The organism is Bacillus mojavensis (genome assembly GCF_012648005.1).
In the GTDB taxonomy this organism is placed as follows: Bacteria; Bacillota; Bacilli; order Bacillales; family Bacillaceae; genus Bacillus; species Bacillus mojavensis.
The window spans coordinates 2,077,464-2,103,249 of record NZ_CP051464.1 but is presented as its reverse complement, the minus strand read 5'-3'; the positions used below and the strand labels follow the sequence as shown (position 1 = coordinate 2,103,249).

At 42.6% G+C, this 25,786-nt stretch carries 31 protein-coding genes and 1 pseudogene; 27 read left to right on the top strand and 5 right to left on the bottom strand.

Going from position 1 to position 25,786, the window contains the following annotated elements:
* Positions 1 to 347: 347 nt before the first annotated feature.
* The 11 genes from HC660_RS10830 (at position 348) to HC660_RS10780 (ending at position 9,422) form a co-directional block, all read left to right on the top strand.
* Positions 348 to 830 (top strand): glutathione peroxidase, encoded by a 483-nt coding sequence (locus tag HC660_RS10830; protein WP_010334659.1) that lies wholly within the window; start codon positions 348 to 350, stop codon positions 828 to 830.
* A gap of 31 nt (positions 831 to 861) precedes the next feature.
* Positions 862 to 1,467: an Mn(2+)-dependent (deoxy)ribonucleoside pyrophosphohydrolase gene (locus tag HC660_RS10825; protein WP_168749451.1), complete on the top strand. Its 606-nt coding sequence runs from the start codon at positions 862 to 864 to the stop codon at positions 1,465 to 1,467.
* A gap of 59 nt (positions 1,468 to 1,526) precedes the next feature.
* On the top strand, positions 1,527 to 2,657 hold the full coding sequence (locus HC660_RS10820) for a conserved virulence factor C family protein (RefSeq protein ID WP_010334657.1): 1,131 nt from the start codon (positions 1,527 to 1,529) through the stop codon (positions 2,655 to 2,657).
* 291 nt (positions 2,658 to 2,948) lie between these two features.
* Positions 2,949 to 4,625: a dihydroxy-acid dehydratase gene (gene ilvD / locus HC660_RS10815; protein WP_168748090.1), complete on the top strand. Its 1,677-nt coding sequence runs from the start codon at positions 2,949 to 2,951 to the stop codon at positions 4,623 to 4,625.
* A gap of 105 nt (positions 4,626 to 4,730) precedes the next feature.
* Positions 4,731 to 5,165 carry a bacilliredoxin BrxA gene (brxA, locus tag HC660_RS10810; protein WP_168748089.1) on the top strand — a complete coding sequence of 145 codons (435 nt, stop codon included), beginning with the start codon at positions 4,731 to 4,733 and terminating at the stop codon, positions 5,163 to 5,165.
* A 39-nt stretch (positions 5,166 to 5,204) separates the two neighbouring features.
* Positions 5,205 to 5,990 (top strand): class I SAM-dependent methyltransferase, encoded by a 786-nt coding sequence (locus HC660_RS10805; protein WP_168748088.1) that lies wholly within the window; start codon positions 5,205 to 5,207, stop codon positions 5,988 to 5,990.
* 259 nt (positions 5,991 to 6,249) lie between these two features.
* Positions 6,250 to 6,864, top strand: coding sequence for a YpjP family protein (locus HC660_RS10800; protein WP_168748087.1), 615 nt, complete (start codon positions 6,250 to 6,252; stop codon positions 6,862 to 6,864).
* Positions 6,865 to 6,881: 17 nt separating this feature from the next.
* A complete protein-coding gene (locus tag HC660_RS10795) occupies positions 6,882 to 7,415 on the top strand; it encodes a phosphatidylglycerophosphatase A family protein (protein ID WP_003230797.1) in 534 nt (177 codons plus the stop codon).
* A gap of 85 nt (positions 7,416 to 7,500) precedes the next feature.
* The gene (locus HC660_RS10790) at positions 7,501 to 8,295 is read left to right on the top strand and encodes a thymidylate synthase (RefSeq protein ID WP_010334650.1); all 795 of its coding nucleotides are present in this window, start codon (positions 7,501 to 7,503) and stop codon (positions 8,293 to 8,295) included.
* The gene (gene dfrA, locus HC660_RS10785) at positions 8,292 to 8,801 is read left to right on the top strand and encodes a dihydrofolate reductase DfrA (protein WP_010334649.1); all 510 of its coding nucleotides are present in this window, start codon (positions 8,292 to 8,294) and stop codon (positions 8,799 to 8,801) included. Before HC660_RS10790 ends, dfrA begins: the two co-directional genes overlap by 4 nt.
* A complete protein-coding gene (locus HC660_RS10780; protein WP_010334647.1) occupies positions 8,802 to 9,422 on the top strand; it encodes a lysophospholipid acyltransferase family protein in 621 nt (206 codons plus the stop codon).
* Positions 9,423 to 9,454: 32 nt separating this feature from the next.
* On the opposite strand, the gene trhA is transcribed toward HC660_RS10780, so the two are convergent.
* Both trhA and HC660_RS10770 read right to left on the bottom strand, forming a co-directional pair.
* Positions 9,455 to 10,096 (bottom strand): PAQR family membrane homeostasis protein TrhA, encoded by a 642-nt coding sequence (trhA, locus tag HC660_RS10775; RefSeq protein ID WP_168748086.1) that lies wholly within the window; start codon positions 10,094 to 10,096, stop codon positions 9,455 to 9,457.
* Between the two features lie 23 nt (positions 10,097 to 10,119).
* The gene (locus HC660_RS10770) at positions 10,120 to 11,124 is read right to left on the bottom strand and encodes a sigma 54-interacting transcriptional regulator (protein WP_168748085.1); all 1,005 of its coding nucleotides are present in this window, start codon (positions 11,122 to 11,124) and stop codon (positions 10,120 to 10,122) included.
* A gap of 223 nt (positions 11,125 to 11,347) precedes the next feature.
* Here HC660_RS10770 and ilvA point away from each other — a divergent pair, with 223 nt between their 5' ends.
* The 7 genes from ilvA to HC660_RS10735 all read left to right on the top strand — a co-directional run bounded on the left by ilvA (position 11,348) and on the right by HC660_RS10735 (position 16,727).
* Positions 11,348 to 12,616 carry a threonine ammonia-lyase IlvA gene (gene ilvA, locus HC660_RS10765; RefSeq protein ID WP_168748084.1) on the top strand — a complete coding sequence of 423 codons (1,269 nt, stop codon included), beginning with the start codon at positions 11,348 to 11,350 and terminating at the stop codon, positions 12,614 to 12,616.
* 90 nt (positions 12,617 to 12,706) lie between these two features.
* Positions 12,707 to 12,958 (top strand): DUF2535 family protein, encoded by a 252-nt coding sequence (locus tag HC660_RS10760; RefSeq protein WP_010334643.1) that lies wholly within the window; start codon positions 12,707 to 12,709, stop codon positions 12,956 to 12,958.
* 153 nt (positions 12,959 to 13,111) lie between these two features.
* Positions 13,112 to 13,693, top strand: a complete 582-nt coding sequence (locus HC660_RS10755; protein ID WP_168748083.1) for a cytochrome c oxidase assembly accessory protein ScuA — start codon at positions 13,112 to 13,114, stop codon at positions 13,691 to 13,693.
* 77 nt (positions 13,694 to 13,770) lie between these two features.
* Entirely contained in the window at positions 13,771 to 14,538 is a 768-nt protein-coding gene (locus HC660_RS10750) for an SGNH/GDSL hydrolase family protein (RefSeq protein ID WP_010334641.1), read from the top strand.
* Positions 14,539 to 14,547: 9 nt separating this feature from the next.
* Entirely contained in the window at positions 14,548 to 15,111 is a 564-nt protein-coding gene (locus tag HC660_RS10745; protein WP_010334640.1) for a YpmS family protein, read from the top strand.
* 11 nt (positions 15,112 to 15,122) lie between these two features.
* Positions 15,123 to 15,317 carry a protein YpmT gene (gene ypmT, locus HC660_RS10740; RefSeq protein WP_010334639.1) on the top strand — a complete coding sequence of 65 codons (195 nt, stop codon included), beginning with the start codon at positions 15,123 to 15,125 and terminating at the stop codon, positions 15,315 to 15,317.
* 72 nt (positions 15,318 to 15,389) lie between these two features.
* Positions 15,390 to 16,727 carry an MATE family efflux transporter gene (locus HC660_RS10735; RefSeq protein ID WP_168748082.1) on the top strand — a complete coding sequence of 446 codons (1,338 nt, stop codon included), beginning with the start codon at positions 15,390 to 15,392 and terminating at the stop codon, positions 16,725 to 16,727.
* 49 nt (positions 16,728 to 16,776) lie between these two features.
* On the opposite strand, the gene HC660_RS10730 is transcribed toward HC660_RS10735, so the two are convergent.
* Complete coding sequence (locus tag HC660_RS10730; protein WP_024121778.1) at positions 16,777 to 17,202, bottom strand: MarR family transcriptional regulator; 426 nt, start codon at positions 17,200 to 17,202, stop codon at positions 16,777 to 16,779.
* 133 nt (positions 17,203 to 17,335) lie between these two features.
* Between HC660_RS10730 and msrA the strand changes: the two genes are divergently transcribed.
* The 3 genes from msrA (at position 17,336) to HC660_RS10710 (ending at position 20,045) form a co-directional block, all read left to right on the top strand.
* On the top strand, positions 17,336 to 17,869 hold the full coding sequence (gene msrA, locus HC660_RS10725; protein WP_168748081.1) for a peptide-methionine (S)-S-oxide reductase MsrA: 534 nt from the start codon (positions 17,336 to 17,338) through the stop codon (positions 17,867 to 17,869).
* Positions 17,870 to 18,304: a peptide-methionine (R)-S-oxide reductase MsrB gene (gene msrB, locus HC660_RS10720; RefSeq protein WP_029441326.1), complete on the top strand. Its 435-nt coding sequence runs from the start codon at positions 17,870 to 17,872 to the stop codon at positions 18,302 to 18,304.
* A gap of 592 nt (positions 18,305 to 18,896) precedes the next feature.
* Positions 18,897 to 20,045 carry a phytase gene (locus HC660_RS10710; RefSeq protein WP_168748080.1) on the top strand — a complete coding sequence of 383 codons (1,149 nt, stop codon included), beginning with the start codon at positions 18,897 to 18,899 and terminating at the stop codon, positions 20,043 to 20,045.
* Between the two features lie 69 nt (positions 20,046 to 20,114).
* On the opposite strand, the gene HC660_RS10705 is transcribed toward HC660_RS10710, so the two are convergent.
* Positions 20,115 to 21,068, bottom strand: coding sequence for a spore maturation protein CgeB (locus HC660_RS10705; protein WP_168748079.1), 954 nt, complete (start codon positions 21,066 to 21,068; stop codon positions 20,115 to 20,117).
* Positions 21,069 to 21,074: 6 nt separating this feature from the next.
* The gene (cgeA, locus tag HC660_RS10700; protein WP_010334631.1) at positions 21,075 to 21,476 is read right to left on the bottom strand and encodes a spore crust protein CgeA; all 402 of its coding nucleotides are present in this window, start codon (positions 21,474 to 21,476) and stop codon (positions 21,075 to 21,077) included.
* 208 nt (positions 21,477 to 21,684) lie between these two features.
* Here cgeA and cgeC point away from each other — a divergent pair, with 208 nt between their 5' ends.
* The 6 genes and pseudogenes from cgeC to HC660_RS10675 all read left to right on the top strand — a co-directional run bounded on the left by cgeC (position 21,685) and on the right by HC660_RS10675 (position 25,773).
* On the top strand, positions 21,685 to 21,969 hold the full coding sequence (cgeC, locus tag HC660_RS10695; protein WP_168748078.1) for a spore maturation protein CgeC: 285 nt from the start codon (positions 21,685 to 21,687) through the stop codon (positions 21,967 to 21,969).
* A 65-nt stretch (positions 21,970 to 22,034) separates the two neighbouring features.
* Positions 22,035 to 23,315, top strand: coding sequence for a spore maturation glycosyltransferase CgeD (locus HC660_RS10690; RefSeq protein WP_168748077.1), 1,281 nt, complete (start codon positions 22,035 to 22,037; stop codon positions 23,313 to 23,315).
* A gap of 28 nt (positions 23,316 to 23,343) precedes the next feature.
* Complete coding sequence (locus tag HC660_RS10685; protein WP_168748076.1) at positions 23,344 to 24,123, top strand: spore maturation N-acetyltransferase CgeE; 780 nt, start codon at positions 23,344 to 23,346, stop codon at positions 24,121 to 24,123.
* Between the two features lie 79 nt (positions 24,124 to 24,202).
* Entirely contained in the window at positions 24,203 to 24,319 is a 117-nt protein-coding gene (locus tag HC660_RS10680; protein ID WP_010334627.1) for a YjcZ family sporulation protein, read from the top strand.
* A gap of 42 nt (positions 24,320 to 24,361) precedes the next feature.
* Positions 24,362 to 24,470: pseudogene (locus HC660_RS21375) on the top strand (hypothetical protein); the annotation flags it as partial.
* Entirely contained in the window at positions 24,451 to 25,773 is a 1,323-nt protein-coding gene (locus HC660_RS10675; protein WP_010334624.1) for an aspartate aminotransferase family protein, read from the top strand. The pseudogene HC660_RS21375 and the gene HC660_RS10675, both read left to right, overlap by 20 nt.
* Positions 25,774 to 25,786: the final 13 nt, after the last annotated feature.

Genomic DNA, 25,786 nt, shown 5'->3' with positions numbered 1-25,786 from the left:
CATTATAGGAATTTTCTCGCCAATTTTCAATCTATCTAAAAGGGTTTGGAGGGGAACAGCAGAAAACACTATATAATAAACGCAAACATATGACTTTTGGTTTCACTGTAATGAGTTTTTTCAGGTGTCATGTGATACATACAATAATAGTTTCCTCTTATTGGAAGATGTTTCTATTCATAAACAAATGATCCTAAGAGGGAAGGACATCCGTTGAGCACGATGTCTATACAAATGAACAGCTGGCCAATTCATAAAACTATATGTATATAAGCTTCCGTTTTGTTTTGAAACAGGAAAAAAGGTAAAATAATCACAGCACTCAGGTTCAGTAGGAGGGAATTTCAATGTCTATATATAATATGAGGGTACGGACCATTACAGGTAAAGACATGACACTTCAGCCATTTGCCGGAAAGGTGTTGATCATTGTAAATACAGCCAGTAAATGCGGCTTTACACCTCAATTTAAGCAGCTTCAGGAGCTGTATGATACATACCAGCCGGAGGGCCTGGAGATTTTAGGGTTCCCCTGCAATCAATTTATGAATCAGGAGCCTGACGATGAGGAAGGCATACAGGAATTTTGCAAAACAAATTACGGTGTTACGTTTCCCATGTTTTCAAAAGTGGAGGTGAACGGAAAAAACGCCCACCCGCTTTTTGTGTATTTGACAGAACATGCGAAAGGCATGCTCGGAACAAAGGCAATCAAATGGAATTTCACTAAATTTGTAGTGGACAGAAACGGAGAAATAGCCGGCCGCTATTCGCCAAACACAAATCCGAAAGAGCTGGAAGACGTTATTGCGAAGTTATTAGGACATTAAAGAGGGTGTTTTGGTGCAGGATCGAAAACGGATGCAGACAGAGCAAATCAGGACATGGGTCAAATCTGTTCTGAACGGGGAAAGCTCGGGTCATGACTGGCTTCATGTATCAAGAGTTGCAAAGCTTGCTTTATATATTGGGAAAAAGGAAAATGCGGATTTGTTCATCGTTGAAGCGGCAGCCTTGGTTCATGATTTGATTGATGTGAAGCTGCCTGACGCAGCCAGGCTTTCAGTCAGCGAGGTGTATGAACGGCTTGTTTCTTTAGGAGCCGGAAAAGAAGAGGCTGAAAGAATTATTCACATTATTACAAGAATGTCCTTTCGGGACAGGGAAAAGTTCGGAAAAGAACCGCTTTCACTTGAGGGGGAAATTGTACAGGATGCTGACAGGCTGGATGCGGTCGGGGCAGTAGGGATAGCAAGAGCGTTTATGTTTGCTGGAGCAAAGGGACATAGCCTTTATGGAAATGATAAGAGTGCCTATGCCCACTTTTTCGGTAAGCTGCTGCTCCTCAAAGATATGATGAATACAGATACCGCAAGAGTAATCGCTGACGAGAGGCATAAATTTATGCTTCATTTCGTCAGTCAATTAGAAAAAGAAATTCCCGGAATTGATATTGAAACATCGTAATAGAAGGCGCGGGGCGACTATGTTAGAATAAGTCACAGATAGGCTATAGGAGGACAATCATGAAGATAAAATCAATTGAACCGACGCCAAGCCCGAACACAATGAAGGTCATCTTAACGGAAGAGCTTCCGGCGGGCAAAAGCAATAATTATAAACCGGATCAGGCAGAAGGCGCCCCGCCTGTTGTCGTGGAAATCCTAAATATTGAAGGAGTTAAAGGGGTATATCATGTTGCCGACTTTCTTGCGGTTGAACGGAACGCCAGATATGACTGGAAAGACATTTTACCGCAAGTCCGGACGGCATTTGGAATGGAAAGCGCTGAGAGTGCAGAAAACCGCTCGGAACAAGAGTCATTTGGAGAGGTGAAAGTTTTTGTACAGATGTTCAGCGGAATTCCTATGCAAGTCAAATTAACAGATGGCGAGCGTGAAGAACGCTTCGGGCTTCCTGACCGTTTTCAGCAGGCGATCTTAAAACTCAGAGCTGAAGCGTCAAATGTTGTATTTGAACGAGCCTGGAAAGAACAAGGCGTCAGATTCGGCGATTTTACTGAAATCGGCCATGACGTGACAGAAGAGCTTCAGGCCGCATACAGTGATGAAAGGCTGAAACGGCTGACGGATGCAGCGGCTCAAGGGAAAGGCGAAACGAAACAAACGGTACAACGCAAAGCCTATAAAGTCACGCTCGACATGCTGGATGATGAGGATTGGAAACAGCGTTACGCACACTTGGAGCAGATGGATCCAAAAGAAGAGGACATCCCCGTTTTGCAAAAAGCATTGGATGATCCAAAGGTATCCATTAGAAGGCAGGCTGTTGTGTATTTAGGAATGATTGAATCACCTGATGTTCTTCCTCTATTGTATAAGGCGCTTGAGGATAAGTCTGTATCGGTGAGAAGGACGGCTGGAGACTGCCTGTCTGATATCGGCGACCCCCAAGCCATCCCTGCGATGATAAAATCGTTAAGCGACTCAAGCAAGCTAGTCCGGTGGCGCGCCGCTATGTTCCTTTACGAAGTCGGTGATGAAAGCGCAATTGAAGCTTTGCGGGCTGCTGAAGATGATCCAGAATTTGAAGTGAGCCTTCAAGTGAAAATGGCGCTGGAACGAATTGAACATGGTGAAGAGGCAAAAGGTTCAGTCTGGAAGCAAATGACAGAAAGCAGAAGAAAAGGCGAATAAAAAAGAAGGAAAGGTGCAGATCATGCACCTTTTTAATTTGAATTCACTTTTTATAAAAATTATTTCGAATATTGTTGAAAAATAGTTGAAAACTATATATAGTAAGTAACAATATTAAATAGTTGGAGGGTTCACATCGACAGAAAGCTATATAAATATAAAAACATGAATCAACAACCGAGGATAGGGCGGCCTGACATCATGCAATTTAGCAAAAACAGCCCACAAATAAACTGAAAATTGTTAAAATAATATTCAATTTAACAATTGAGACTATTTAGGAGGATCACCATGGCAGAATTACGCAGTAACATGATCACACAAGGAATCGATAGAGCACCGCACCGCAGTTTGCTTCGTGCAGCAGGTGTAAAAGAAGAGGATTTTGGCAAACCGTTTATTGCGGTTTGTAACTCATATATTGATATCGTTCCCGGTCATGTTCACTTGCAGGAGTTTGGGAAAATCGTAAAAGAAGCAATCAGAGAAGCCGGAGGCGTACCGTTTGAATTTAATACAATTGGTGTAGATGACGGAATTGCGATGGGGCATATCGGAATGCGATATTCGCTCCCAAGCCGAGAGATCATCGCTGACTCAGTGGAAACTGTCGTATCAGCGCACTGGTTTGACGGAATGGTCTGTATTCCGAACTGTGATAAAATCACGCCGGGAATGCTTATGGCGGCTGTGCGCATCAACATTCCGACCATTTTTGTCAGCGGGGGACCAATGGCTGCAGGAAGAACAAGCGACGGGCGCAAAATTTCTCTATCTTCAGTATTTGAGGGAGTCGGTGCTTATCAAGCCGGAAAAATCGGGGAAAGCGAACTTCAAGAATTAGAACAGTTCGGCTGCCCGACATGTGGATCTTGCTCCGGAATGTTTACAGCAAACTCAATGAACTGTCTGTCAGAAGCACTTGGATTGGCTTTGCCTGGTAATGGAACCATTCTCGCGACATCCCCGGATCGAAAAGAGTTTGTCAGAAAATCAGCTAAGCAATTAATGGAAACCATTCGCAAAGACATCAAACCGAGAGATATCGTCACGGTAAAAGCGATTGACAATGCGTTTGCGCTTGACATGGCGCTCGGCGGTTCAACAAATACTGTACTTCATACGCTTGCCCTGGCAAATGAAGCTGGCGTTGAATACTCTTTGGAACGCATCAATGAAGTTGCAGAGCGCGTGCCGCATTTGTCCAAGCTGGCACCTGCATCTGATGTATTTATTGAAGATCTTCATGAAGCGGGCGGTGTGTCTGCAGCATTGAATGAGCTTTCCAAAAAAGAAGGAGCACTTCATTTAGACGCGCTGACAGTTACAGGTCAAACACTCGGAGAAACCGTTGCCGGTCATGAAGTGAAGGATTATAACGTCATTCATCCATTAGATCAGCCATTCACTGAAAAGGGAGGCCTTGCCGTATTATTCGGAAATTTGGCTCCGGACGGCGCTATCATCAAAACTGGCGGCGTACAGAACGGTATTACGAGACATGAAGGGCCAGCTGTCGTATTCGACTCTCAGGATGAGGCGCTAGACGGCATTATCAACCGGAAAGTAAAAGAAGGCGATGTCGTCATCATTCGTTACGAAGGGCCAAAGGGCGGGCCGGGTATGCCTGAAATGCTTGCACCTACATCACAGATTGTCGGAATGGGGCTTGGTCCGAAAGTAGCGTTGATTACAGACGGACGTTTTTCCGGGGCATCCCGAGGCCTTTCAATCGGACACGTATCACCAGAGGCAGCAGAAGGCGGACCGCTTGCCTTTGTTGAGAACGGCGATCATATCATCGTTGATATCGAAAAACGCATTCTGGACGTTCAAGTACCGGAAGAAGAATGGGAAAAACGGAAAGCGAATTGGAAAGGCTTTGAGCCAAAAGTGAAAACCGGCTATTTGGCCCGTTATTCTAAACTTGTGACAAGTGCCAATACGGGCGGTATCATGAAAATCTAGACATCGGGATCACATTCTCTTGTTTTAAGATGTGAACATTTGAAATCCGGCTCTCTCTATAGTATCCTTTACTTCAGATGAAGGATATTTAGAGGGGGCTTTTTTATGTCAATGGCTTATGAAGAATATATGCGCCAGCTTGTCGTTCCGATGCGCCGCGAGCTGACTGGGGCCGGTTTTGAAGAATTAACAACAGCAGAAGAAGTAGAAAATTTCATGGGGAAAGCAGAGGGCACAACTCTCGTAGTCATTAACTCTGTTTGCGGCTGTGCGGCAGGTCTTGCGCGTCCTGCGGCAACGCAGGCAGTCCTGCAGAACGACAAAACACCTGACAATACGGTGACAGTATTTGCGGGCCAGGATAAAGAAGCCACTGCAAAAATGCGTGAGTATTTAACAGGCCAGGAGCCTTCTTCACCGTCAATGGCTCTTTTGAAAGGCAAAGAAGTCGTGCATTTTATTCCGCGTCATGAGATTGAAGGGCACGAAATGGAAGAAATCATGAAAAACTTGACTGATGCCTTTGATGCACACTGCTAAATGCCCGTTTACCGGGCATTTTCTTTTGGAGTATAAATCATGATTACAACAAGCTATAGACCGTCAGACCACACGATAAAGATCGCAAAAATGCTTTCGGAAGAGCTGGATATACAATATTGCAGCCGAAATAAACAAACGGTTGAAAATATGCTGAAGGCAACTGAGCGTGATTTGCTCGTGGTTGGAAAAGAGCGGTTCGAACTTTATACAAAACAAGGCGGTAAATTCTTTTTCCATCCGAATACAGCGATGTTCAGAGCTAAACGGTTGATTCGCGGCGAGCAAGAGCCAATGCTTCGGGCAGCTGGCTTAACGGCCGGAGATTCTTTTTTGGATTGCACGCTCGGGTTGGCTTCCGACGCCATTATCGCAAGTATGGCGGTTGGCGAAACCGGTTCGGTGATCGGGCTGGAAAAAAACAAGCTTGTGTCCGTTCTGGTGAATGCGGGGCTCCGTTCGTGGGAAACCGGTATAGAACAGCTTCAATCTGCCATGAAAAGAATACAAGTGATTCATGCGGATTGCTTTGACTATCTAAAGCAGCTGCCTGACAAATCAGTAGATGTCATTTATTTTGATCCGATGTTTCATGAGCCTGTAGAGTCATCTGATGGCATCGCGCCATTACGAGAGTTGGCTGAGGATTCTGCATTGGCGGATGGCTGTATCAAAGAAGCGGTGCGGGCAGCCAGAAAAAGCGTGGTGCTCAAAGACCATTGGAAAAGCCCGCGCTTTGACCAATTTGGTTTTAACGTATTGAAAAGAAAAACAGCGCTTTTTCACTACGGTGTTATTCAAATCGCAAGCGAAACAAGCCCGTGAAGAACCTCACGGGCTTGTTTCTAATCGGTGACTTCCATGACGACAAAATATAATAGTGTTAAAAGTGAAACCGTTGCAAACAAAGCGTCAATCATGCGGAAGGCCTCCTTTCACATTATATTGTAAGCGTTTTTATACACGCAGCAAAGCAACAAATCTCCTAAATTGAGTTAGAGCTTCATATAGTGCATGACTTGGATGTTCGACCTATGATAAAATAAGAGAAACATGACAATAAAAGAGAGAGGAATAAGCAGTCATGAACTTGTGGATGAGAAAGACCCTTGTGGTTTTATTTACCATCGTAACGTTTGGGCTCGTATCTCCTCCGGCTGCTCTCATGGCAGACAAGCCTTCAGGACAGCCGAGCAGTCTTGAGCAGAATGATTACACCGCTTTTTATGATGAGCATGATTTGTACGATGATTATGAAACGGAAGACAGGGGAGACCCCGAATTACTTTTTCAATCGTACAAGGAACAACTCCTTGACAGCGCTGAAAATCAGTCTTTTTTGAAATTTGGCAGCAAAATTGCTCCGGTCATTGAAGATGACTATCGCAAAGAGATTCTGCCGAAAATCGAAAATGTCATATGTGATTTCTTAGCGACATTGCAAGACGATGAAGCGTATCAAGATGTTGTGATTTCAAGCAAGCCTTCAGCGGGGAAAACGGAGAAAATCTTTCACGTTTACAATCGGTCAACCGGAGAAGACCTTCTCAGGTTCCATGTGCGCAGAGACCACCCTCCGCATGACGGCTACTGGTTTAATTTTCATTATCATACAGCAGAAGATGGATTTCAATCACACCATGAGCTTGGGAGCATTTATTGGGACCGCAACACACCTCCCAACTGGATGAGTGCCTAAAGGAGATGCCATTAGATATGAAAAAGTACACAATGAATGAAATGGTCGATATAACAAAGGATATGCTGAACAAACGGGGCGTTATGATAGAAGACATTGCGCGTATCGTTCAAAAACTTCAGGAAAAATACAATCCAAATCTCCCGCTTAGTGTATGTATGGAGAATGTAGAAAAAGTACTGAACAAGCGTGAAATTATCCATGCTGTATTAACAGGGCTGGCGCTTGATCAGCTTGCAGAGCAGAAGCTTCTTCCTGAACCGCTGCAGCATCTTGTTGAAACAGATGAACCGCTCTACGGTATAGATGAAATTATCCCTCTTTCAATCGTTAATGTGTACGGCTCGATCGGCTTGACCAACTTTGGTTATTTGGATAAAGAGAAGATCGGAATTATTAAGGAGCTCGATGAAAGCCCTGACGGCATCCATACGTTTTTGGATGATATTGTCGCAGCACTTGCAGCCGCAGCAGCGAGCAGAATTGCCCACACACATCAGGATCTGCAAGATGAAGAAAAAGAACAGGACGAAAAGCCTGTTGTCAGCTAATCTATAAAAAAAATCATTTCTGGGTTCAGAAATGATTTTTTATTGTGTTACACTACTATAAGACTACTTTTAAAGGATGAATGAAATGAAACAGTATAAAGAATTATGCCGGCATGTTTTAGATCATGGTGAAAAAAAGGGAGACCGTACAGGAACCGGAACAATCAGCACCTTCGGCTATCAAATGAGATTTAATTTGCAGGAAGGCTTCCCGATGCTGACCACAAAAAAACTTCACTTTAAATCAATTGCGCATGAGCTGCTTTGGTTTTTAAAGGGGGATACCAATGTACGCTATCTGCAGGAAAACGGAGTGCGTATTTGGAATGAGTGGGCCGATGAAAACGGCGAACTCGGACCTGTATATGGTTCACAATGGCGCTCATGGCGGGGAGCTGACGGAGAAACCATTGATCAAATTTCACGTCTTGTTGAAGATATTAAAACAAATCCGAACTCCAGACGTTTAATCGTCAGTGCCTGGAATGTTGGTGAAATCGATAAAATGGCCTTGCCACCATGCCACTGCCTGTTCCAATTTTATGTGTCTGACGGCAAGCTGTCCTGCCAGCTTTATCAGCGCTCAGCCGATGTTTTCCTCGGAGTGCCGTTTAATATAGCTTCTTATGCGCTGCTTACAATGATGATCGCTCATGTAACAGGGCTTGAGCCGGGCGAGTTTATTCATACATTCGGAGATGTTCATATTTATCAAAATCACATTGAACAGGTTAACTTGCAGCTGACCAGAGATGTCCGCCCGCTGCCGAAGCTTCGTTTTGCCAGAGAGGTTGATTCAATTTTCGGCTTTACGTTTGATGACTTTATCATTGAAGATTACAATCCGCATCCGCATATTAAAGGAGCGGTCAGCGTATGATTTCATTCATCTTCGCGATGGATGCCAATCGGCTTATAGGGAAGGACAATGATTTGCCGTGGCATTTGCCGAATGACCTTGCATACTTTAAAAAAGTAACCTCAGGACATTCAATCATCATGGGGCGAAAAACATATGAATCAATTGGACGACCGCTTCCAAATCGGAAAAATATTGTTGTGACATCTGCACACGATGCAGAATTTCCAGGGTGTACCGTTGTCAGTTCAATAGAGGACGTACTTCAGATTGCTTCAGATACTGAGGAATGCTTCGTGATCGGAGGCGCACAGCTTTATACGGCGCTGTTTCCTTATGCGGACAGGCTGTATATGACAAAAATTCATCACCAGTTTGATGGAGACCGCTACTTTCCTGAATTTGATGAGAGCAAATGGAAGCTTGTTTCTTCTGAGCAAGGGACGAAGGACGAAAAAAATCCGTATGACTATGAATTTTTAGTGTATGAAAAAAAGAATGCATCATCTGAAGCGGGAGGATTTTAATTGATTCGCTACAGCTGCCTAGTGATTTACATTGTGTATATGCTGTTAAAAAATATAAAACAATTGTTTAATCAAAGAATGCTGGATCCGCGTCTGTCATACAAAAAACAGATGAAACTCGTTTACGAGCAGCCAAAGGCGTTTTTGGAAGGCTGTATCGGTATTTCAGGATCTGTCATCACCATCCATCAGCCAGAGCCGATACCGAGCGGTCCTGTTTTGTATGTGCATTCTCGTTTGCGATTAGCTGAACTTGCTTTAATTGCTGGGTATATTGAGAAGCCTGCCGGTTTTATCGCAAACCCCAAAGTGTTTCGCTTACCGATTATCGGACAATGGCTTGAACGGATGAATGTCATACAAGAGAGCAGTTCAGAAAAGGTATATGAAGATACTTTGACCCAATTAGAAAAAGGCCAAAGCATGATTCTTTCTTTAGATGGGTGCATCGATCCATTGGAACTTGCCGCCCGCTGCAGCCTTCCGGTTGTAATAGTGGAAACGACAGGAACAGATGAAGTGCTGAAGGGGTCGCTTTTTAAACGCTTAAAACCAGCAGATATAGAATTGTCATTTTCTAAAGCTTATATTCCGGCAAGTGAGAAGCAATTACGGGCCTAAAAAAGCGCAGTCACTGAGACTGCGCTTTTTCATTAGGATAAAAACGGCACTTTCACACAATAGAACAGCACGCAGAAAAACATCGCTGCGCTTCCGCCTAAAACAAAGCTGTGCCAAATGGCGTGATGGAAGGGAACCTTTCTCCAGATATAAAAGATCGTTCCGGCAGAATACAGCAGACCGCCAAGTAAAAGAAGGCTGAATCCAGCTCCTGTCAGTGAGGCATATAAAGGTTTAACCGCGATGATCATCAGCCATCCCATTAATAAATACATCAAGGTAGATAAAATGATAAACCGTTTTACAAAGAAAATTTTAAACACGATTCCGCAAAGGGCAAGCGACCAAACGATGATCAGCAGGGTGAAGCCGAGTGTGCCCTTTAACGGTCCAAGCAGAAAAGGGGTGTAGGTTCCGGCAATCAACACGTAAATAGCGCTATGGTCAATAATCTCCAAAATATCTTTCGTCTTTTTGTGCTGAATGCTGTGAAGCAGGGTGGAGCTCAAATAAAGCAGCAGCATGGATACACCAAATATGGTAAAGCTGACGATATCCCATGCGGATCCGTAATTAGCCGCAAATATGATCAGGAACACTAAGGCTGGTATGGATAAGAACACACCGATGCCGTGGGTGATGGCGTTGGCAATCTCTTCTTTTATTGTATACACGTACATTCTCCTCACTTTCGCTGCTACATCATTTGTTTTTGCAGCGTTTCTAAAAAATTCAGCCCTTCTAACGTAATTTTTGTGCCCGCACGTCCGCGGCTTTTTGTCACATACTCTTTTTTCTCCAAATAATCCAGACGGCTTCTGACCTGCTGCGGCGTTAGTGAGGTTTGGCTGTTTTTGCTGCGTTCAGAAATGATCCGTCTGCTTGCCGGTTCGCCTTTTTCATTTAACACTTTTATGGTTTCCAAAATAAACAGAAATTCTGCTTTTTCCATTAAAGTCAGAAGCTTCGCTTTTTTCTTCGTCGTTTTTTCATTTAGTCCGTCCCTTATATAGGGCGGAACGTCATACGGATGAATGATTCCTCCGCTGGATACTGCCGCCATATAATCTGTTGCGTTTTTTAATTCTCTTACATTCCCTTCAAATGGATGCTGTTTAAGCAGCGGAAAGACTGAAGGCTCAATTAATAAAGGCTGCCCGGATTCTGAAAGGAAATACTGGGTCAAAAGGGGGATATCGCTTTTTCGCTCGGTCAGCACCGGCAATGTGAGCGTTAAAATATTCAGCCTGTAAAATAAGTCTTGCCTGAATGTATTTTTGGCAACCTCTGTTATCGGGATGACAGAAGCACAGATGATTCTCGGTTTTTCCCCATCAGAGTCAAGTGCTTCTAAAAGCTTAGCTTGTACAGAAACCGGCATATTCCATATGTCATTAAGAAGAAGTGTGCCTCGGGCGGCTTTTTGAAACGCACCGGAGATTCCGTCAGAGCCAAAAAGCTCGTATGCAAGGCTTTCTTCTGAATGGGTGCTGCAATTGATACTGATCAATGGTTCGCCATTTCTTGAAGAGCCTTGGTGTATGGCTTGTGCAAAATGATCCTTGCCTGTTCCGACTTTTCCTGTGATCAGGACAGGAAGCTCTGATAAGGCAAACTGCATAGCGACTCGTTTTGTTTCGAGAAAGAGTTGATGCTCTCCAATTAGATTATGAAAAGTGCAAGGTTGAGGTGCGGTAATCATTTATTGGCTCCTTTTGGTTCTAATTGGTTCTATTATAACATGCCTTTCATCTAAAAACATCTTTTATCCTTTAGAACTTTGTTCTTATGCCTGCTGGATGCGGCGAACTTAGAATGCGATTGATTTTTTTATTTACTAAATAAAAATAATTGTCTTATTATTTGAATATTCGTGTTATAATGGCATATTAAATAGGGATTTAAAACAAGAAAGGAATCTGTACATGAAACCGTTGCTTAAAGAAAACTCTCTCATCCAAGTGAAAGACATTTTAAAGGCTCATCAAAACGTGAAGGACGTTGTGGCTCACACACCGCTGCAAAGGAATGACAGACTTTCTGAGAGATACGAATGCAATATTTATTTGAAGCGAGAAGACTTGCAGGTAGTCAGATCTTTTAAACTCAGAGGGGCTTATAACAAAATGAAGCAGCTCTCTGACGAGCAGACTAAAAACGGGGTCGTGTGCGCAAGTGCCGGAAACCACGCACAAGGTGTAGCGTTTTCGTGTAAACACCTGGGCATTCATGGGAAAATTTTCATGCCTTCCACAACACCAAGACAAAAAGTGTCACAAGTGGAACTGTTCGGAAAAGGATTTATCGATATTATTTTGACAGGTGATACTTTTGATGATGCGTATAAAAATGCAGTTGAATGCTGTGAGCAGGAACACCGAACCTTTATTCATCCGTTTGATGATCCGGATGTAATGGCCGGCCAGGGAACTCTGGCAGTCGAAATTTTAAATGACATTGATACAGAACCGCATTTTCTATTTGCAAGTGTCGGGGGAGGCGGGCTTCTTGCAGGGGTCGGCACGTATATGAAAAACGTGTCTCCTGAGACAAAAGTGATCGCGGTTGAACCGGCGGGCGCTGCGTCTTATTTTGAATCTAACAAAGCTGGACATGTCGTTACGTTAGATAAAATTGATAAATTTGTGGACGGAGCGGCAGTAAAAAAAATCGGCGATGAAACCTTTCAAGCGCTAGAAACCGTAGTTGATGACATCCTTCTCGTGCCTGAAGGGAAGGTATGCACAGCCATTCTTGAATTATATAATCAATGTGCGATTGTCGCTGAACCGGCGGGTGCTCTTTCTGTTGCGGCACTGGATTTATATAAGGAAGAAATTAAAGGGAAAAACGTAGTATGTGTTGTCAGCGGCGGCAATAACGATATTGGAAGAATGCAGGAAATGAAGGAGCGGTCTATGATTTTTGAAGGACTTCAGCATTATTTTATCGTCAATTTTCCGCAAAGAGCTGGTGCACTCCGTGAATTTCTTGACGAAGTTCTTGGGCCGAATGATGACATTACACGATTTGAGTATACGAAGAAAAACAATAAGAGCAACGGACCGGCTCTTGTCGGCATTGAGCTTCAAAACAAAGCTGATTATGGACCGCTGATTGAACGGATGAATAAAAAAGCGTTTCATTATTTAGAGGTAAATAAGGATCAAGATTTATTCCATCTGCTGATTTGATTTTTTCGGCACAACCGCGCAAAATGACAGACAGCCCGGCCGGCATTGTATATAATAGAAGAAAACAATCAAAAAATGAGGATTGATAGCTTGTTACTCAAAAGCCTAGAGTTCAAACGAAGCGACGGGATTCAGGTGAAAGTGACAGAAATACCTGTGTTAAAGGAAGATGAACATTATTTTTTTATGTTGAATCAGCATTTGCAGATTTACTTAAAAGAGGTGTTTTCATCAAATAGCAGGGCAAAAGTATATTCTTTCCGACAATATATGAAGCGCCGGATGAAATGGACTGATTATCAGGCTGTTTTTCATCAAGAGGTGTTAAAACACAACGCGTGATACGCCGTTTATTCCTGTGTGTCCCCTTTGCTATGCCGCGCGCAGGCGTACGAAGGGGCATGCAGGAATTTTTTTGCGGGTATAGAATGAAACAAGGGTAGGAAGGTGAGCACGCCATTTAGTAAGCGCTTTAAGCTGGAAAGGGTGAACGGCATGAAGATGATCAAAGGGTTTGCGGCAGGACTGATTTTTTTGCTTTTGTGTGCCTGCGGAGGACATCAGATTAAGGATCCGCTTAATTACCAGGTGGAGCCTTTTACTTTTAAAAACCAAGATGGCAAAAATGTTTCTTTAGACAGTTTAAAAGGAGAGGTTTGGCTCGCAGACTTTATTTTTACCAATTGTGAGACCGTATGTCCCCCGATGACAGCTCATATGACAGATCTTCAAAAGAAATTAAAGGCTGAGAATATAGATGTGCGCATTGTATCCTTCAGTGTTGATCCTGAGAAAGATAACCCGGAGCAGCTGAAAAAATTTGCGGCAAATTATCCTTTATCTTTTGATAACTGGGATTTTCTAACGGGATACAGTCAAAGTGACATCGAGACGTTTGCGTTTGAGAGCTTTAAAGCGATCGTGAAGAAACCTGAAGGCCAGGACCAGGTCATTCATCAATCTTCTTTTTATTTAGTAGGCCCTGACGGTAAAGTGCTGAAAGATTACAATGGAGTAGAAAATACACCATACGATGACATCATCGCTGATGTGAAAACAGCCAGCAAACTCAAGTAATCTCGAAGACAAGGCATTTTCAAATCTCCTAAAACATGATACACTTTCCACTAGTAGAATGGGGAGGAGCAACAAGATTGAAACTGCGCATTTTTGCACTCATGGCCAGTTTGATTTTGCTTCTTACTGCGTGTACTAGCTTACGTACAGCATCTGAGGGAAAACAAAAAGCCCATGAACTGAAAACGAAAGAGCACATTGTCATTGCCGCTGTCGGAGATTCGCTTACAGAAGGTGTCGGAGATCCCGAGGGCAAGGGATATGTTGGCAAGGTGGCGGATTCTATCCGGTCAAATGAGCAAGTCAAAAAGGTAGACGTCAAAAATTATGCCGTCAAAGGGAATCGTACAGAAGATTTGTTAGAGAAACTAAAAGATAAAAACGTTCAAAAAGGCATAAAAGATGCAGATTATGTCTTTTTAACAATTGGCGGTAATGATCTGATGAAGGTCCTTCGCCAAAACTTCCTGCAATTAACCGTCGAACCGTTCCAGGAAGAGGAAAAGCCGTACGAAAAGCGTTTTAAAAAAATCATTTCAGAGATCCGGGCGCTGAATAATCACGCAGAACTGATTTATGTCAGCATGTATAATCCGTTTACATTTACTCTATCTGAATTACAGGAAATTAACGGGGTAGTCACAGATTGGAACAACATTGCTAAAAAAGAGCTGAAAAAAGATAAACATGCAAAAATCATTAATATAGAAGACTTGTTCAATCAAAAAAGTGACAGTAAACGAATTTCTGAGGAAGATGATTTTCATCCTAATGGAACGGGTTATTCCTTAATAGCAAAACGGGTCTATCAAGCAATTGAAAAAGAAGGATTACCGAAAGAGTAGGGTGAAATCATGAATAACTGGAAACGACTGTTTTTTATATTGCTTGCAATCAATATTGTATTAGCAGTAGGGTTTGTGACGCTGCTCATGCTGCCGGGCAAGCAAGCTCAGGTAGAGGATACCTCTAAAAGCGAGTACGGATTTCAAGTGACCAGCACAAAAGAATCTTTAGCTGCTTTTGTCAACTCATATTTAAACGAGAAAGCGTCAAACAAGCTTGATTACAAAGTGGATATTGGTGACGATGTCCATGTAGCGGGGAAAATCAAAGCATTTTCCACGTCAATTGACGCGTTTATCGCATTTGAGCCGACCGTGAAAAAGAATGGCGATGTCGAGCTGAATGTAACGAAATTTTCCTTAGGGAAATTGAGTATTCCTATTAGCTTTGTGTTAAATTATATGGACAGCTTCTATGAACTTCCATCCTTTGTGCATGTTCATCCCGGCGATAAAAGCATTGAGGTCCGTCTGTCTGAAATGCCATTAACGAACGGTATGTATGTTAAAGCAAATAAAATTAATTTAGAACAAGATGAAATTGAATTTTCCTATTACCATCCTAAACAATAGAGGTGACTGAAATGAAGCGGATTTACCAGTATTTCAGTTTGTTATCATTTACGTTTTCCCTTTACTTCGGCTGGCTTGCTTATCATCATCTGGCCGCTGAAGATATGGATCAAATGTACTTGAACATTTCGTACTGCGCATTGTTTCTGAGTGTGATGGTGTTTACATTTGGCATGAAAGACCGAAAAAAAGCCGATAAATCGTGAAAAAAAGAGACATGCTGCATCGTCTCTTTTTTCATGCGGCTGGACGAAAATATAAGAGAACAAGGAGAAGAAATGAAAGCATACGATTTTACGAAGGGAAACGTACTGAGGCAGCTCATCCTATTTTCGATGCCTATTATGCTGGGAAATGCTCTGCAGGTTTCTTTTCAATTCATAGACAGTTTATGGGTCGGCAATTTGCTGGGGGCAAAAGCGCTTGGCGCGGCCGCGGTATCAAGCACGATTGTATTAACCGTGCTGTCTTTTATTTTGGGACTTAATAATGCGACCTTAACCATTTTGTCTCAGCAAAAAGGAAAAGATGATGAGAAAGGAATGGCGTCGTACATCAATGCCTTTGTCGTTTTATTGACAGGCTTAAGCATCGGGTTCGGCGCAGCCGGTTTTTTCTTGTCAGAACCATTGCTGCGTCTTCTGCAAACGCCAGAATCCATGATTCCGCTTGCCGAGATCTATTTGCAGATTCAATTTATCGGCATACTGTTTTTGTTTGGTTATAACTTTATCAGTACGGTTCTTCGGGCGCTTGGTGACAGCAAAACACCGTTAAGGTTCATCGCTTTTGCCGTTGTGCTGAATGCTGTGCTGGCACCGCTCTTTATTTCTGTTTTCCGCATGGGGATTGCGGGAGCAGCTTATTCAACTGTTTTGTCACAGGGGATTGCGTTTCTATATGGTTTGTTTTATGTCATCAAACATCAGCTAGTTCCGTTTTCTATGCCAAGAGCTCCTAAGTGGGAAGAGACTGCATTGATTCTGAAACTCGGTATTCCCGCCGGTCTGCAGATGATGGTAATTACAGGCGGAATGATGGCGATCATGAGTGTCGTCAACTCATATGGAGAACATGTGGTCTCTGGATTTGGCGCGGTGCAGCGGCTGGACAGCATCATCACACTTCCGGCTATGGCGGCCGGTACGGCGGTCAACAGCATGGCTGGGCAGAATATCGGACTCGGAAACTATAAAAGAGTGGAATCGATTGCGAAGCTTGGGGTGATATCTGTTATTTCATTCATGCTCGTCATTGCTATTATCATTTGGATATTTGGAAAATACTTAATGAGGTTATTTATTAGTGAGCCTGACGCGGTAGCGTTTGGTGAACAATATTTGCGGTGGATTGCGTTTTTCTATCCGTTTATCGGTATTAATTTTGTGCTGAACGGAATTGTCAGAGCCGCTGGGGCCATGTTGCAGGTCTTGATTTTAAATTTAATTTCTTTCTGGGTTTTGAGATATCCTTTCACGGCTCTGTTTTCAGCTTGGCTTGGACAGAAAGGGATCGGTCTCGGAATCGGTATGAGTTTCTTATTCAGCAGCTGTGTGGCGTTTTTGTACTACAGATACGGCCGCTGGAAAACGATGAAATTGTTTACTGATAGATAAGAAAGGCGCTTCGAAAAGCACATACCCTGATAGAGGGTATGTGCTTTTTTTACCGTTTTTTATCAAGTTTGCTGAAAAGCTCGATTAATGTGGCAAGTTCAGTATCAGTATAACAATCAAAGCGTTTAAAGAAATATTCAGTTTTTTTCTCATTGAAATGCTGAACGATTTTTTCACCTGCTTCAGTGATGTGGATGCGGATGATCCGCCGATCTTCCTTCGATCTGATTCTCGTGATCCATTCCTTTTCTACAAGCGCGTCAGTCACTGCTGTAATGTGGCTTGCTGATACTTCCAAAATGGGCGCAAATTCAGTCACTTTTTTAGGTCCCTGTTCACTTAAAATGCGCAAAATGGTAAATTCATTCCGCGACAGCTCTTTATCTAGAATGTCATTGATTTCATTGCGTATTTGTTTAAAAACTTTACGGAGTAAAGTTTCCATATCATACATCATTTGTGTTCTTACTTTCAAATTTGTGAACCCCCATTACATAATTGCTAATACTCAAAACCTATAGAATTTTATTGAAAAGCAGAATCATTTTCATTCTATTTTTACATGCTATAATATAATAATACCACGTATTAACAAAGGAGGCACCAGTATGTCTGAAAAAAAAGAACTCGCCACATTTGCAGGCGGCTGTTTTTGGTGTATGGTCAAACCTTTTGACGAACAGCCTGGAATCGAAAAAGTGGTGTCCGGGTATACAGGCGGCCATACTGAAAACCCTACCTATGAAGAAGTATGCAGCGAAACAACAGGGCATCGTGAAGCCGTACAAATCACGTTTGAACCTGATGTATTCCCTTATGAAAAGCTATTAGAGCTGTTCTGGCAGCAAATTGATCCGACAGATGCAGGCGGCCAGTTCGCTGATCGCGGCAGCTCTTACCGTGCAGCGATTTTTTATCATACTGAAAAACAAAAGGAGCTTGCTGAAGCATCAAAACAGCGGCTGTCGGAAAGCGGCATTTTTAAAGGTCCTATCGTGACAGACATTTTAAAGGCTGAACCATTCTATGAAGCGGAAGATTACCATCAGCATTTTTATAAAAAGAATCCAGGGCATTATCAGCGTTACCGGACAGGCTCCGGAAGAGCTGGATTTATCAGTGAGCATTGGGGGGCGAAATAAATGACGCTAAATAAAGAAGAAAGAATAAAATCATTAAACCGTATGCAATACGAGGTCACACAAAATAACGGAACGGAGCCGCCGTTTCAAAATGAGTATTGGGATCATAAGGAAGAAGGGCTTTATGTTGACATAGTGTCAGGAAAGCCTTTGTTTACGTCCAAGGATAAATTTGATTCCCATTGCGGCTGGCCAAGCTTTACTAAGCCGATTGAGGAAGAAGAAGTGGAAGAAAAACAGGATACGAGCCACGGAATGATTCGAACAGAAGTCAGAAGCCGAACAGCCGATTCCCATCTGGGACATGTATTTAATGACGGACCTGGGCCAAGCGGACTTCGTTACTGCATCAATTCTGCGGCGCTGCGGTTTATTCCTAAGGATAAGCTCAAAGAAGAGGGATATGAAAACTATCAGCACCTATTTGACAAATAAAATGCAAGCAAAAACAAGCCTGTCTAATCGATAGACAGGTTTGTTTTATGCTTTTTTTCTATATGCAGATCTTTAATAATTTGGGCAGCTCTGTCTTTTGTAATAACATCTCCCAGTACAATTGAAAGCCGCCGATCCTCCGCATACTTTTGGCTCCTTACCATACTGTTTACAGTCGTCTTTGCTGAATACAAGGTATAAGCAGCAAAAGATGCTTGACAATCTGACTTCCGATTGATCCCGCTCCGCCAGTGACTAAAACTTCTGGTTTATATTCTTATCTCTACCATGCATCATAGGTTCAACTTTTTATTCGAGTTAATGAAAAGCAATCAATAAGACAAAATGCAGGGAATTTTTAAGAGAAATTGTAGAGATGGGCTTAATATAAACTAAACAAACAGTGTACTAAATATTCTTATTCTCTATTTTCGCGCCTTATAAGCAGGTCCCATTTCATCTTCTCACGCCGATATAAAAAAGCGTTCTTTTGAGTCAGAAACTTTACGTAAAAAAGGTTCAATTGTCTCACTATTCACCAACTTCATATATTTTACAATAAGAAAGAAGGTTTAAATAAGGGGGCTGAAAAATGAAGTATCCAAAAACCATTCTGTTTAGTGCTGCTGCATGTTTATTGCTTAGCCTATCTGCAAATTCGGTATCGGCTCATCATGCTGGTGAAGTGAATCATTTCAAAGTGACGGCAAAGGGAGAGACTGAGCCGGTTGCTTCCGGAGATGACGCTGCAGATGATCCGTCCATTTGGGTTGATGCAAAGCATCCGGAAAAAAGCAAATTGATAACGACAAACAAGAAGTCCGGGTTAGTCGTGTATGATTTGGATGGCAAACAGATCAATTCTTACGAGTTTGGCAAGCTGAATAATGTCGATCTGCGCTATGATTTTCCCCTCAACGGCAAACAGATTGACATTGTCGCTGCTTCAAACCGGACAGAAGGAAAAAATTCGATTGAAGTTTACGCCATTGATGGGGAAAAAGGTGAATTGAAAAGCATCACAGATCCGAAACATCCCATTTCCACTGATATGTCTGAGGTTTACGGTTTCAGCCTGTATCACAGCCAAAAAACAGGGGCATTTTATGCGTTGGTGTCGGGAAAACAAGGAGAGTTCGAGCAATATGAAATGGCCGACAATGGAAAGGGATATGTAACAGGGAAAAAAGTGCGGCAATTCAAATTAAATTCTCAAACTGAAGGTCTCGTCGCAGATGATGAGTACGGAAATCTCTATATAGCGGAGGAAGACACAGCAATTTGGAAATTTAATGCTGAACCATCTGGAGGATCACAGGGCAAAGTCATTGATCGTGCTGATGGAAAGCATTTAACAGCTGATATTGAGGGACTGGCCATCTATTATGCGCCGGACGGAAAAGGTTATCTCATCGCCTCAAGTCAAGGCAATAACAGCTATGCGATGTATGAAAGGCAAAGAGGCAATCGGTATATTGCCAATTTTGAAATTACGGATGGCGAGAAAATAGACGGGACGAGTGATACTGACGGTATTGATGTTCTTGGTTTCGGGCTGGGGCCAAAATATCCTTATGGCATTTTTGTAGCGCAGGACGGAGAAAATATAGAAAATGGACAAGCTGTCAATCAAAATTTCAAAATTGTATCATGGGAACAGATTTCTCAGCATCTTGGCGGAAAACCTAACCTGAATAAACAGGTGAATCCAAGACAGCTGAAGGACAGATCTGATGATTAAAAAAGCAGCCTATTTTCGGCTGCTTTTTTATGTTCACGAAAAAATCGTTCATATGAAATGAACGATTTTTCAAGTAAGCGCCAGATGAATGGCTTTCAGTTTTTCGGGAAGCTCATCAAATGTATGAGCAGGAACCGTCTCTTTATAATTTAGCGCCGCAGCTTTGTCTCGTTCCTCAGAATGATTGATATAGAAAGCGGCTTTTTCCTTAAAGTCGTCGACGCTGTGATAAGAAATAAAGGATGAAAAAGGATGTGCCGCGGGGAGATCCACTAGTTGAAATGCTTCGCATGCAGCGATATCAAAGGTGCGGTTATTAAAGCTTGCATTTTTAATGCGGCTTTTATTTTTGTTGAACGTAAAATGATACGGCCGATGTGGATTGATCACGATGTCTGCCCCGTTATAATAATGAACCGCCTGTTCAGGCGGAACCCATGTGCTGACTACATCTATATGCGGCTGTTTGAGTACTTTTTTAGGCAGGTATTTTCTCCATTCCTTTCCGATGACCCGAACGGTGTACGGGAGATATGCCGCTTCTTTCACAAGCTGAACCCGATTAGGGTAAGGATAGCCGATGATAAGCAATTGTGAATGAAAGGAATGTTCGGTGTCCATTTTTTTAAACAGCCGATGATTAACAGGAATCGGAACATAATAGATATGCTGATAACCAAGCTCCTGATAACAGAGAGCAGCATTTTGATCAATTGTTAGCACCGCGTCAGCGTATTTTATCACCTGAAGACTGATATCAATATAAAATGGGTCTTCTGTCAGCCAAACATATACGGGGATACCCTTACCCTTTAACCAGGTCAGCCAGTCGTGAGGAACGTGATCTCCAACCATCATGAGTGCGAAGTCCGGCTGAAACGTTTCAATGCTTGACAGCGCTTCTGTGTCTGTTGTATTTGCAGACATGAATTCTGTCTGAGCGCGCCGAAAGCAATCTTCAGCCCAGCGGTCAAAATAACTGTATATTCCTCCATATCCCGACTGGATATATAAAACTTTCATCAGAGGTTATGAGAAGAATGTAACGCTTTCTACTTTATCTACATCAATCAATGTTGTCGCTTGACCTGGCGGAGTTACAGAGCTTTCCTGTGTGACAAATACGATGCCGTGAACTTGATCAAAAGCAACAAAGACAACCGGACCGATCATGTCACCGGAATCTGTCACAATGCTGATGGTAGTGCCAGGTGTAATTCTGGCAAAAATCCATCTTGCAGGCAGGGAAGGATCTAAAACAGATTCGGCAGTAACCGTTTCGCTTTCGTCCACTTTATTATCTATAGCGGCTTCAAGTAATTCTTTAAGGTTATTATCCACGTTTTCTCCTCCTTCTGTTGCATTTGTAAATAAAGGGCTTAAAAGGCTTTTAATAATATCCTTTTTTAACTGCGCATTTTCACTGCTCAACACACACACCTCCTATAAATTATTGAACTCACGTTTAATCATATTCTTTTGATTGGCAATTGGTATGAGTCGAATGCCGTAGCTGAGCTATTTTTCATATATTTAAGGAAAATGCTGATTTTTTTCTATGGATGGACAATGCCTATACCGCAATTGACAGCATGTTCATATTGTGAAACAGAGCATAAGGATAAATGAGAGGGATTGTTTGGAGTTAGAAAACAAAGCGAACCGAGAAGAAAATGACGACGAATCGCATTTGATTCTGCTTATACGTCAAACAGCTTCAGACGGAAATCCATCTGATCTCAGACGCCATCTCGTATTTGCTAAAGAGCTTGGTGTGCCGGTTTCAAGAGTTAATCTGATCAATGGAGATACGCTTCAAAATGTTATCGTTAAAGAAGTCAAGGGTGATTTGGTGATTTTTCAGAACCATCAAACGAGATCAAATGTTGCCCTCTCAAGTACTGTAAGCTGGGGTTCTTTTTAAATGATGACAGAGGCTCTGCTTGCTGCGGAGCCGTTTTCATGTGTGACAATAGGAGGCTTGGAGAGATGGGGGACAAAGTTTCCATTATTTTAACGAGTTATAACAAACCTGATTATCTGCAAAAGGCGATTGAAAGTGTCATCAATCAAACTCATAGCAATTGGGAGCTTTTTGTCATGGATGACCATTCAAATGAGGAAACGACTGCGGTGATTCACAAGTACCTTTATGACCACCGCATTCACTATAAAAACAGCTTCGTCCATCCTCAACATCGATTAAAAACAACCCGTTATGCCACACTAATTAATGACGCACTACCGTATGCAACCGGCGACTATATTTCTTATCTCACCGATGATACCGTTTATCATCCAAATCGATTGAGCCGTATGGTGCAGACATTTTTGTGTCATCCTGAAGCACAGGCAGTCTATTCCAAACAAAAAGTTGTTCATGTAAACGAAAGAGGAGAGGAAATGTCCCATTTTTACAGAAATGCCAATACGGTGCTTGATCAGGCCGCTTTTCAAGTCGACCATTGCTCTGTTATGCATCGCCGATTGCTGCTTGATCGAATCAAAGATAAATATGGCAGCTATTGGGACGATGATATGAAGCATTGGAATCACGGCGACTCAATTTTTTGGCTAAGAGTAAACACATTTGCCCCGTTCCTGCCGATAAATGAAGTATTAGATACAACGTATAAGACCCCGAATTCCTTTCAAAACGCTTTTCAGTTTCTGCCCGCCGATTTGATTGACGGCACGTTTGTAAAAGGATCTGATCAACATGTGTATTTTCTTGATCAAGGTGTACGGCATCCTGTGGGAGAGAGATGGCGTTCAGTGTATCTAGATCGGACTGTTATTATCCCAGATCCGTATTTATTTCAATATCATATGGGAAAATGTTTAAACATTCCGAATTATGTTTTGGTAAAAGAAGCTGACCGGCCTGCAGTATTTTACATTGACGCCGGAAAAAAAAGACGGATAGAAAGTCAGCATGCTTTTCAATTTTATCAATTTAAAAGAAAAGATATTTTGACGATTGACAAAGAAGTGCTCGAGAGTCTGCCGGAAGGGCCGCCTATCACGCGGGAGAGATCTGGGGTGATCGCCAATCCGCCTGGACGAAGGCTGTTTTTTATAGAACGAGAGCGGTTTCTATTTCTACATGGTGTTTTTCATCCAATCAGCGAGCAAGTGGTGAGGAAATTCTTTTTACAGCAGAAACCAATACCCGCTTCTTTCCGGAACATTCAACAATTTCCAATTGGAAAGCCGTTTTATCCGGTGTACGATGAGATTATAAAGAATTTAAATATTGCAATCGAGTAAATGTATAGGTCATAAAAAGGAGATATTCATGACAGGATATTTTTCAAAAACGGAGCATCAATATCTATCGTTAACGTCTGAATCGAAGTTGTTTGATCATTACAGTGTATATAAAGATCCCAATCTGCCGCAAATTTTTTCTCATAATTTTGTACAGCTTCATGATACGTTTCCCATGGAGCATATACCGGACTTTTTGCCGTTCATACCGAAGCTGCTTGATGCGAATTATATCCATTTAAAAGCGTCTCCTCAGCATGTTTTTCCGCTCGTTTTGAAGCAGTCGCTTGTGAAAAGCGGTTTTGTGGTTGAAGATGAGCTGTTATACAGCATGAAGCTTGGAGACTGGAAGGGACAGACGGGACACCCTTTCACGGCATGGGGGACGGCAAAGAGTCTTAGTGACGGTTCTTCTATCATGAAAATTTATGACTCGCTTTATATAGGAGAGGCAATTGCAGAACAAAAATTAGTGAGAAAATATCCTTTTTACAAAGAGGGTACGATATTGCTTGTTGTTTGTTACAGCGATTCATCACAGAACATTCCGATTGGCTGCGGGGAACTTTTTATTGATTCGCAAGAGAAAACGGCTAAAATTGAAGAGGTGGCGATTTTGGATCAGTTTCAAAGAAGGGGCTACGGCAGTATTCTTGTGGGTGAGATGCTGTCCATTGCCAAATCTTTAGGAATGGACGATGCTTATTTAGTGGCCTCAAATTCTGACGGCGTCACTCATTTTTATGAAAAGCTCAAGTTTCAAAAATATGAGCGGGTGCACACTGTTTTTCATTATTTCCTTACATAGATGGGCATTTGCACAGACCGTTTGGGACTTGGCCCGCATACAATGCCGTATATCGTGATAAGAAAGGATGAAAAACAATATGCATGGATATCAGGGGTACGGTTACGGAGGATTTGGCTGCGGGACAAATACATTTGTATTGATTGTTGTCTTGTTCATTTTATTAATTATTGTCGGAGCCGCTTTTATTTGCTAGAAGATGACATATCATAAGGGCCTTTCGGAATTCGGAAGGGCTCTTTTTTTGTGCGAAAAAGTTTTATAGGGAACGTCATGCCGCTATTTAAACACTCATACAATATAGAAAAGGTGTTTTGAGGTGGAAGCATGAGCAGTTATTTAATTAAGCCAGAGCTTAGTGCGGAATATCCGGTTGTCAGTCATGCAAAGGGCACATATGTGTATGATCAGAACGGAAAAAAATATCTTGACGGCTCATCTGGTGCGGTGACATGCAATATCGGTCACGGGGTAGATGAAGTAACTGAGCAGCTGAAAGAACAGCTTGATAAGGTATCTTTTGCTTATCGCTCGCAGTTTACGAGTGAGCCGGCCGAGCAATTAGCTGCTTTACTGTCCGAGCAGCTGCCGGGAGAATTGAATTGGTCTTTTTTTGTCAATAGCGGATCAGAAGCCATAGAAACGGCAATGAAAATCGCCATTCAATATTGGCAGGAAAAAAAGCAGACACAGAAATCCATCTTTCTCTCAAGATGGAGCAGTTACCACGGAATAACTTTGGGAGCGCTTTCATTATCGGGATTTTATGAACGAAGGTACCGGTTCACACATTTGCTTGAGCGTTATCCCGCTCTCTCAGCCCCGCATATATATCGGCTGAATCAAGAGGCAAAAAAAGATTTTGTTCAAACGGCCGCGGAGGAGCTGGAAACCGCTATAAAAAGAATCGGAAGTCAGTTTATTGCGGGCTTTGTGGCAGAACCTATTATTGGAGCCGCGGGAGCAGCGATTACTCCTCCTTCTGGATATTATGAGAGATTGAAAGAGGTGTGCCGCTCACACGGTGTGCTGTTTATTGCGGATGAAGTGATGACAGGACTCGGGAGAACTGGAAGGATGCTTGCGACAGAACATTGGCATACCGTTCCTGATATCGCTGTGCTTGGAAAGGGACTCGGTGCCGGGTATGCGCCTATTGCAGCTGCAGTTGTGTCTGATACGATCCTCCGAACGATAAAACAAGGATCGGGTGTTATTATGAGCGGTCACACCTACAGTGCTCATCCCTATTCAGCCAAAGCCGCTCTTGAGGTTTTGCGTTATGTTATCAGACACGGCTTGATCAAACAGTCTGAAGAAAAGGGATTCAAGCTGAAAAAGAAACTTGAAGCGATGATGCATCGGAGCGGCATCATTGGAGATGTCCGCGGCAAAGGACTGCTTTTAGGCGTTGAATTTGTGGCTGATAAAAAGACAAAGCGAGTGTTTCCGCAAGAACGGTCGATGACCCAGCGTATCATCAGCGAAGCAAAAAAACGCGGGCTCATTGTCTATCCTGCCAAGGCTGGAATCGACAGCGGGGAAGGAGATGCCGTAATCATCGCTCCTCCATTCACAATATCAGACGAAGAGATGGAAGAGCTTATATCAACTTTTTCGGAAACAGTTGCAGAAGTTGAAAAAAACTGAAAAGGGATTGAAA

Excerpts from the sequence above, each read along its gene's own strand:
- ypmT (WP_010334639.1), top strand. The coding sequence starts at position 15,123 with ATGAAGCGGATTTACCAGTATTTCAGTTTGTTATCATTTACGTTTTCC.
- HC660_RS10705 (WP_168748079.1), bottom strand. The coding sequence starts at position 21,068 with ATGAAAGTTTTATATATCCAGTCGGGATATGGAGGAATATACAGTTAT.
- HC660_RS10710 (WP_168748080.1), top strand. The coding sequence starts at position 18,897 with ATGAAGTATCCAAAAACCATTCTGTTTAGTGCTGCTGCATGTTTATTG.
- HC660_RS10805 (WP_168748088.1), top strand. The coding sequence starts at position 5,205 with ATGATTACAACAAGCTATAGACCGTCAGACCACACGATAAAGATCGCA.
- HC660_RS10755 (WP_168748083.1), top strand. The coding sequence starts at position 13,112 with ATGAAGATGATCAAAGGGTTTGCGGCAGGACTGATTTTTTTGCTTTTG.
- HC660_RS10825 (WP_168749451.1), top strand. The coding sequence starts at position 862 with ATGCAGACAGAGCAAATCAGGACATGGGTCAAATCTGTTCTGAACGGG.
- HC660_RS10770 (WP_168748085.1), bottom strand. The coding sequence starts at position 11,124 with ATGATTACCGCACCTCAACCTTGCACTTTTCATAATCTAATTGGAGAG.
- HC660_RS10690 (WP_168748077.1), top strand. The coding sequence starts at position 22,035 with ATGGGGGACAAAGTTTCCATTATTTTAACGAGTTATAACAAACCTGAT.
- HC660_RS10745 (WP_010334640.1), top strand. The coding sequence starts at position 14,548 with ATGAATAACTGGAAACGACTGTTTTTTATATTGCTTGCAATCAATATT.
- dfrA (WP_010334649.1), top strand. The coding sequence starts at position 8,292 with ATGATTTCATTCATCTTCGCGATGGATGCCAATCGGCTTATAGGGAAG.
- HC660_RS10795 (WP_003230797.1), top strand. The coding sequence starts at position 6,882 with ATGAAAAAGTACACAATGAATGAAATGGTCGATATAACAAAGGATATG.
- HC660_RS10675 (WP_010334624.1), top strand. The coding sequence starts at position 24,451 with ATGAGCAGTTATTTAATTAAGCCAGAGCTTAGTGCGGAATATCCGGTT.
- HC660_RS10680 (WP_010334627.1), top strand. The coding sequence starts at position 24,203 with ATGCATGGATATCAGGGGTACGGTTACGGAGGATTTGGCTGCGGGACA.
- HC660_RS10830 (WP_010334659.1), top strand. The coding sequence starts at position 348 with ATGTCTATATATAATATGAGGGTACGGACCATTACAGGTAAAGACATG.
- msrB (WP_029441326.1), top strand. The coding sequence starts at position 17,870 with ATGACGCTAAATAAAGAAGAAAGAATAAAATCATTAAACCGTATGCAA.
- HC660_RS10735 (WP_168748082.1), top strand. The coding sequence starts at position 15,390 with ATGAAAGCATACGATTTTACGAAGGGAAACGTACTGAGGCAGCTCATC.
- HC660_RS10820 (WP_010334657.1), top strand. The coding sequence starts at position 1,527 with ATGAAGATAAAATCAATTGAACCGACGCCAAGCCCGAACACAATGAAG.
- msrA (WP_168748081.1), top strand. The coding sequence starts at position 17,336 with ATGTCTGAAAAAAAAGAACTCGCCACATTTGCAGGCGGCTGTTTTTGG.
- HC660_RS10790 (WP_010334650.1), top strand. The coding sequence starts at position 7,501 with ATGAAACAGTATAAAGAATTATGCCGGCATGTTTTAGATCATGGTGAA.
- HC660_RS10800 (WP_168748087.1), top strand. The coding sequence starts at position 6,250 with ATGAACTTGTGGATGAGAAAGACCCTTGTGGTTTTATTTACCATCGTA.
- ilvA (WP_168748084.1), top strand. The coding sequence starts at position 11,348 with ATGAAACCGTTGCTTAAAGAAAACTCTCTCATCCAAGTGAAAGACATT.
- brxA (WP_168748089.1), top strand. The coding sequence starts at position 4,731 with ATGTCAATGGCTTATGAAGAATATATGCGCCAGCTTGTCGTTCCGATG.
- ilvD (WP_168748090.1), top strand. The coding sequence starts at position 2,949 with ATGGCAGAATTACGCAGTAACATGATCACACAAGGAATCGATAGAGCA.
- HC660_RS10685 (WP_168748076.1), top strand. The coding sequence starts at position 23,344 with ATGACAGGATATTTTTCAAAAACGGAGCATCAATATCTATCGTTAACG.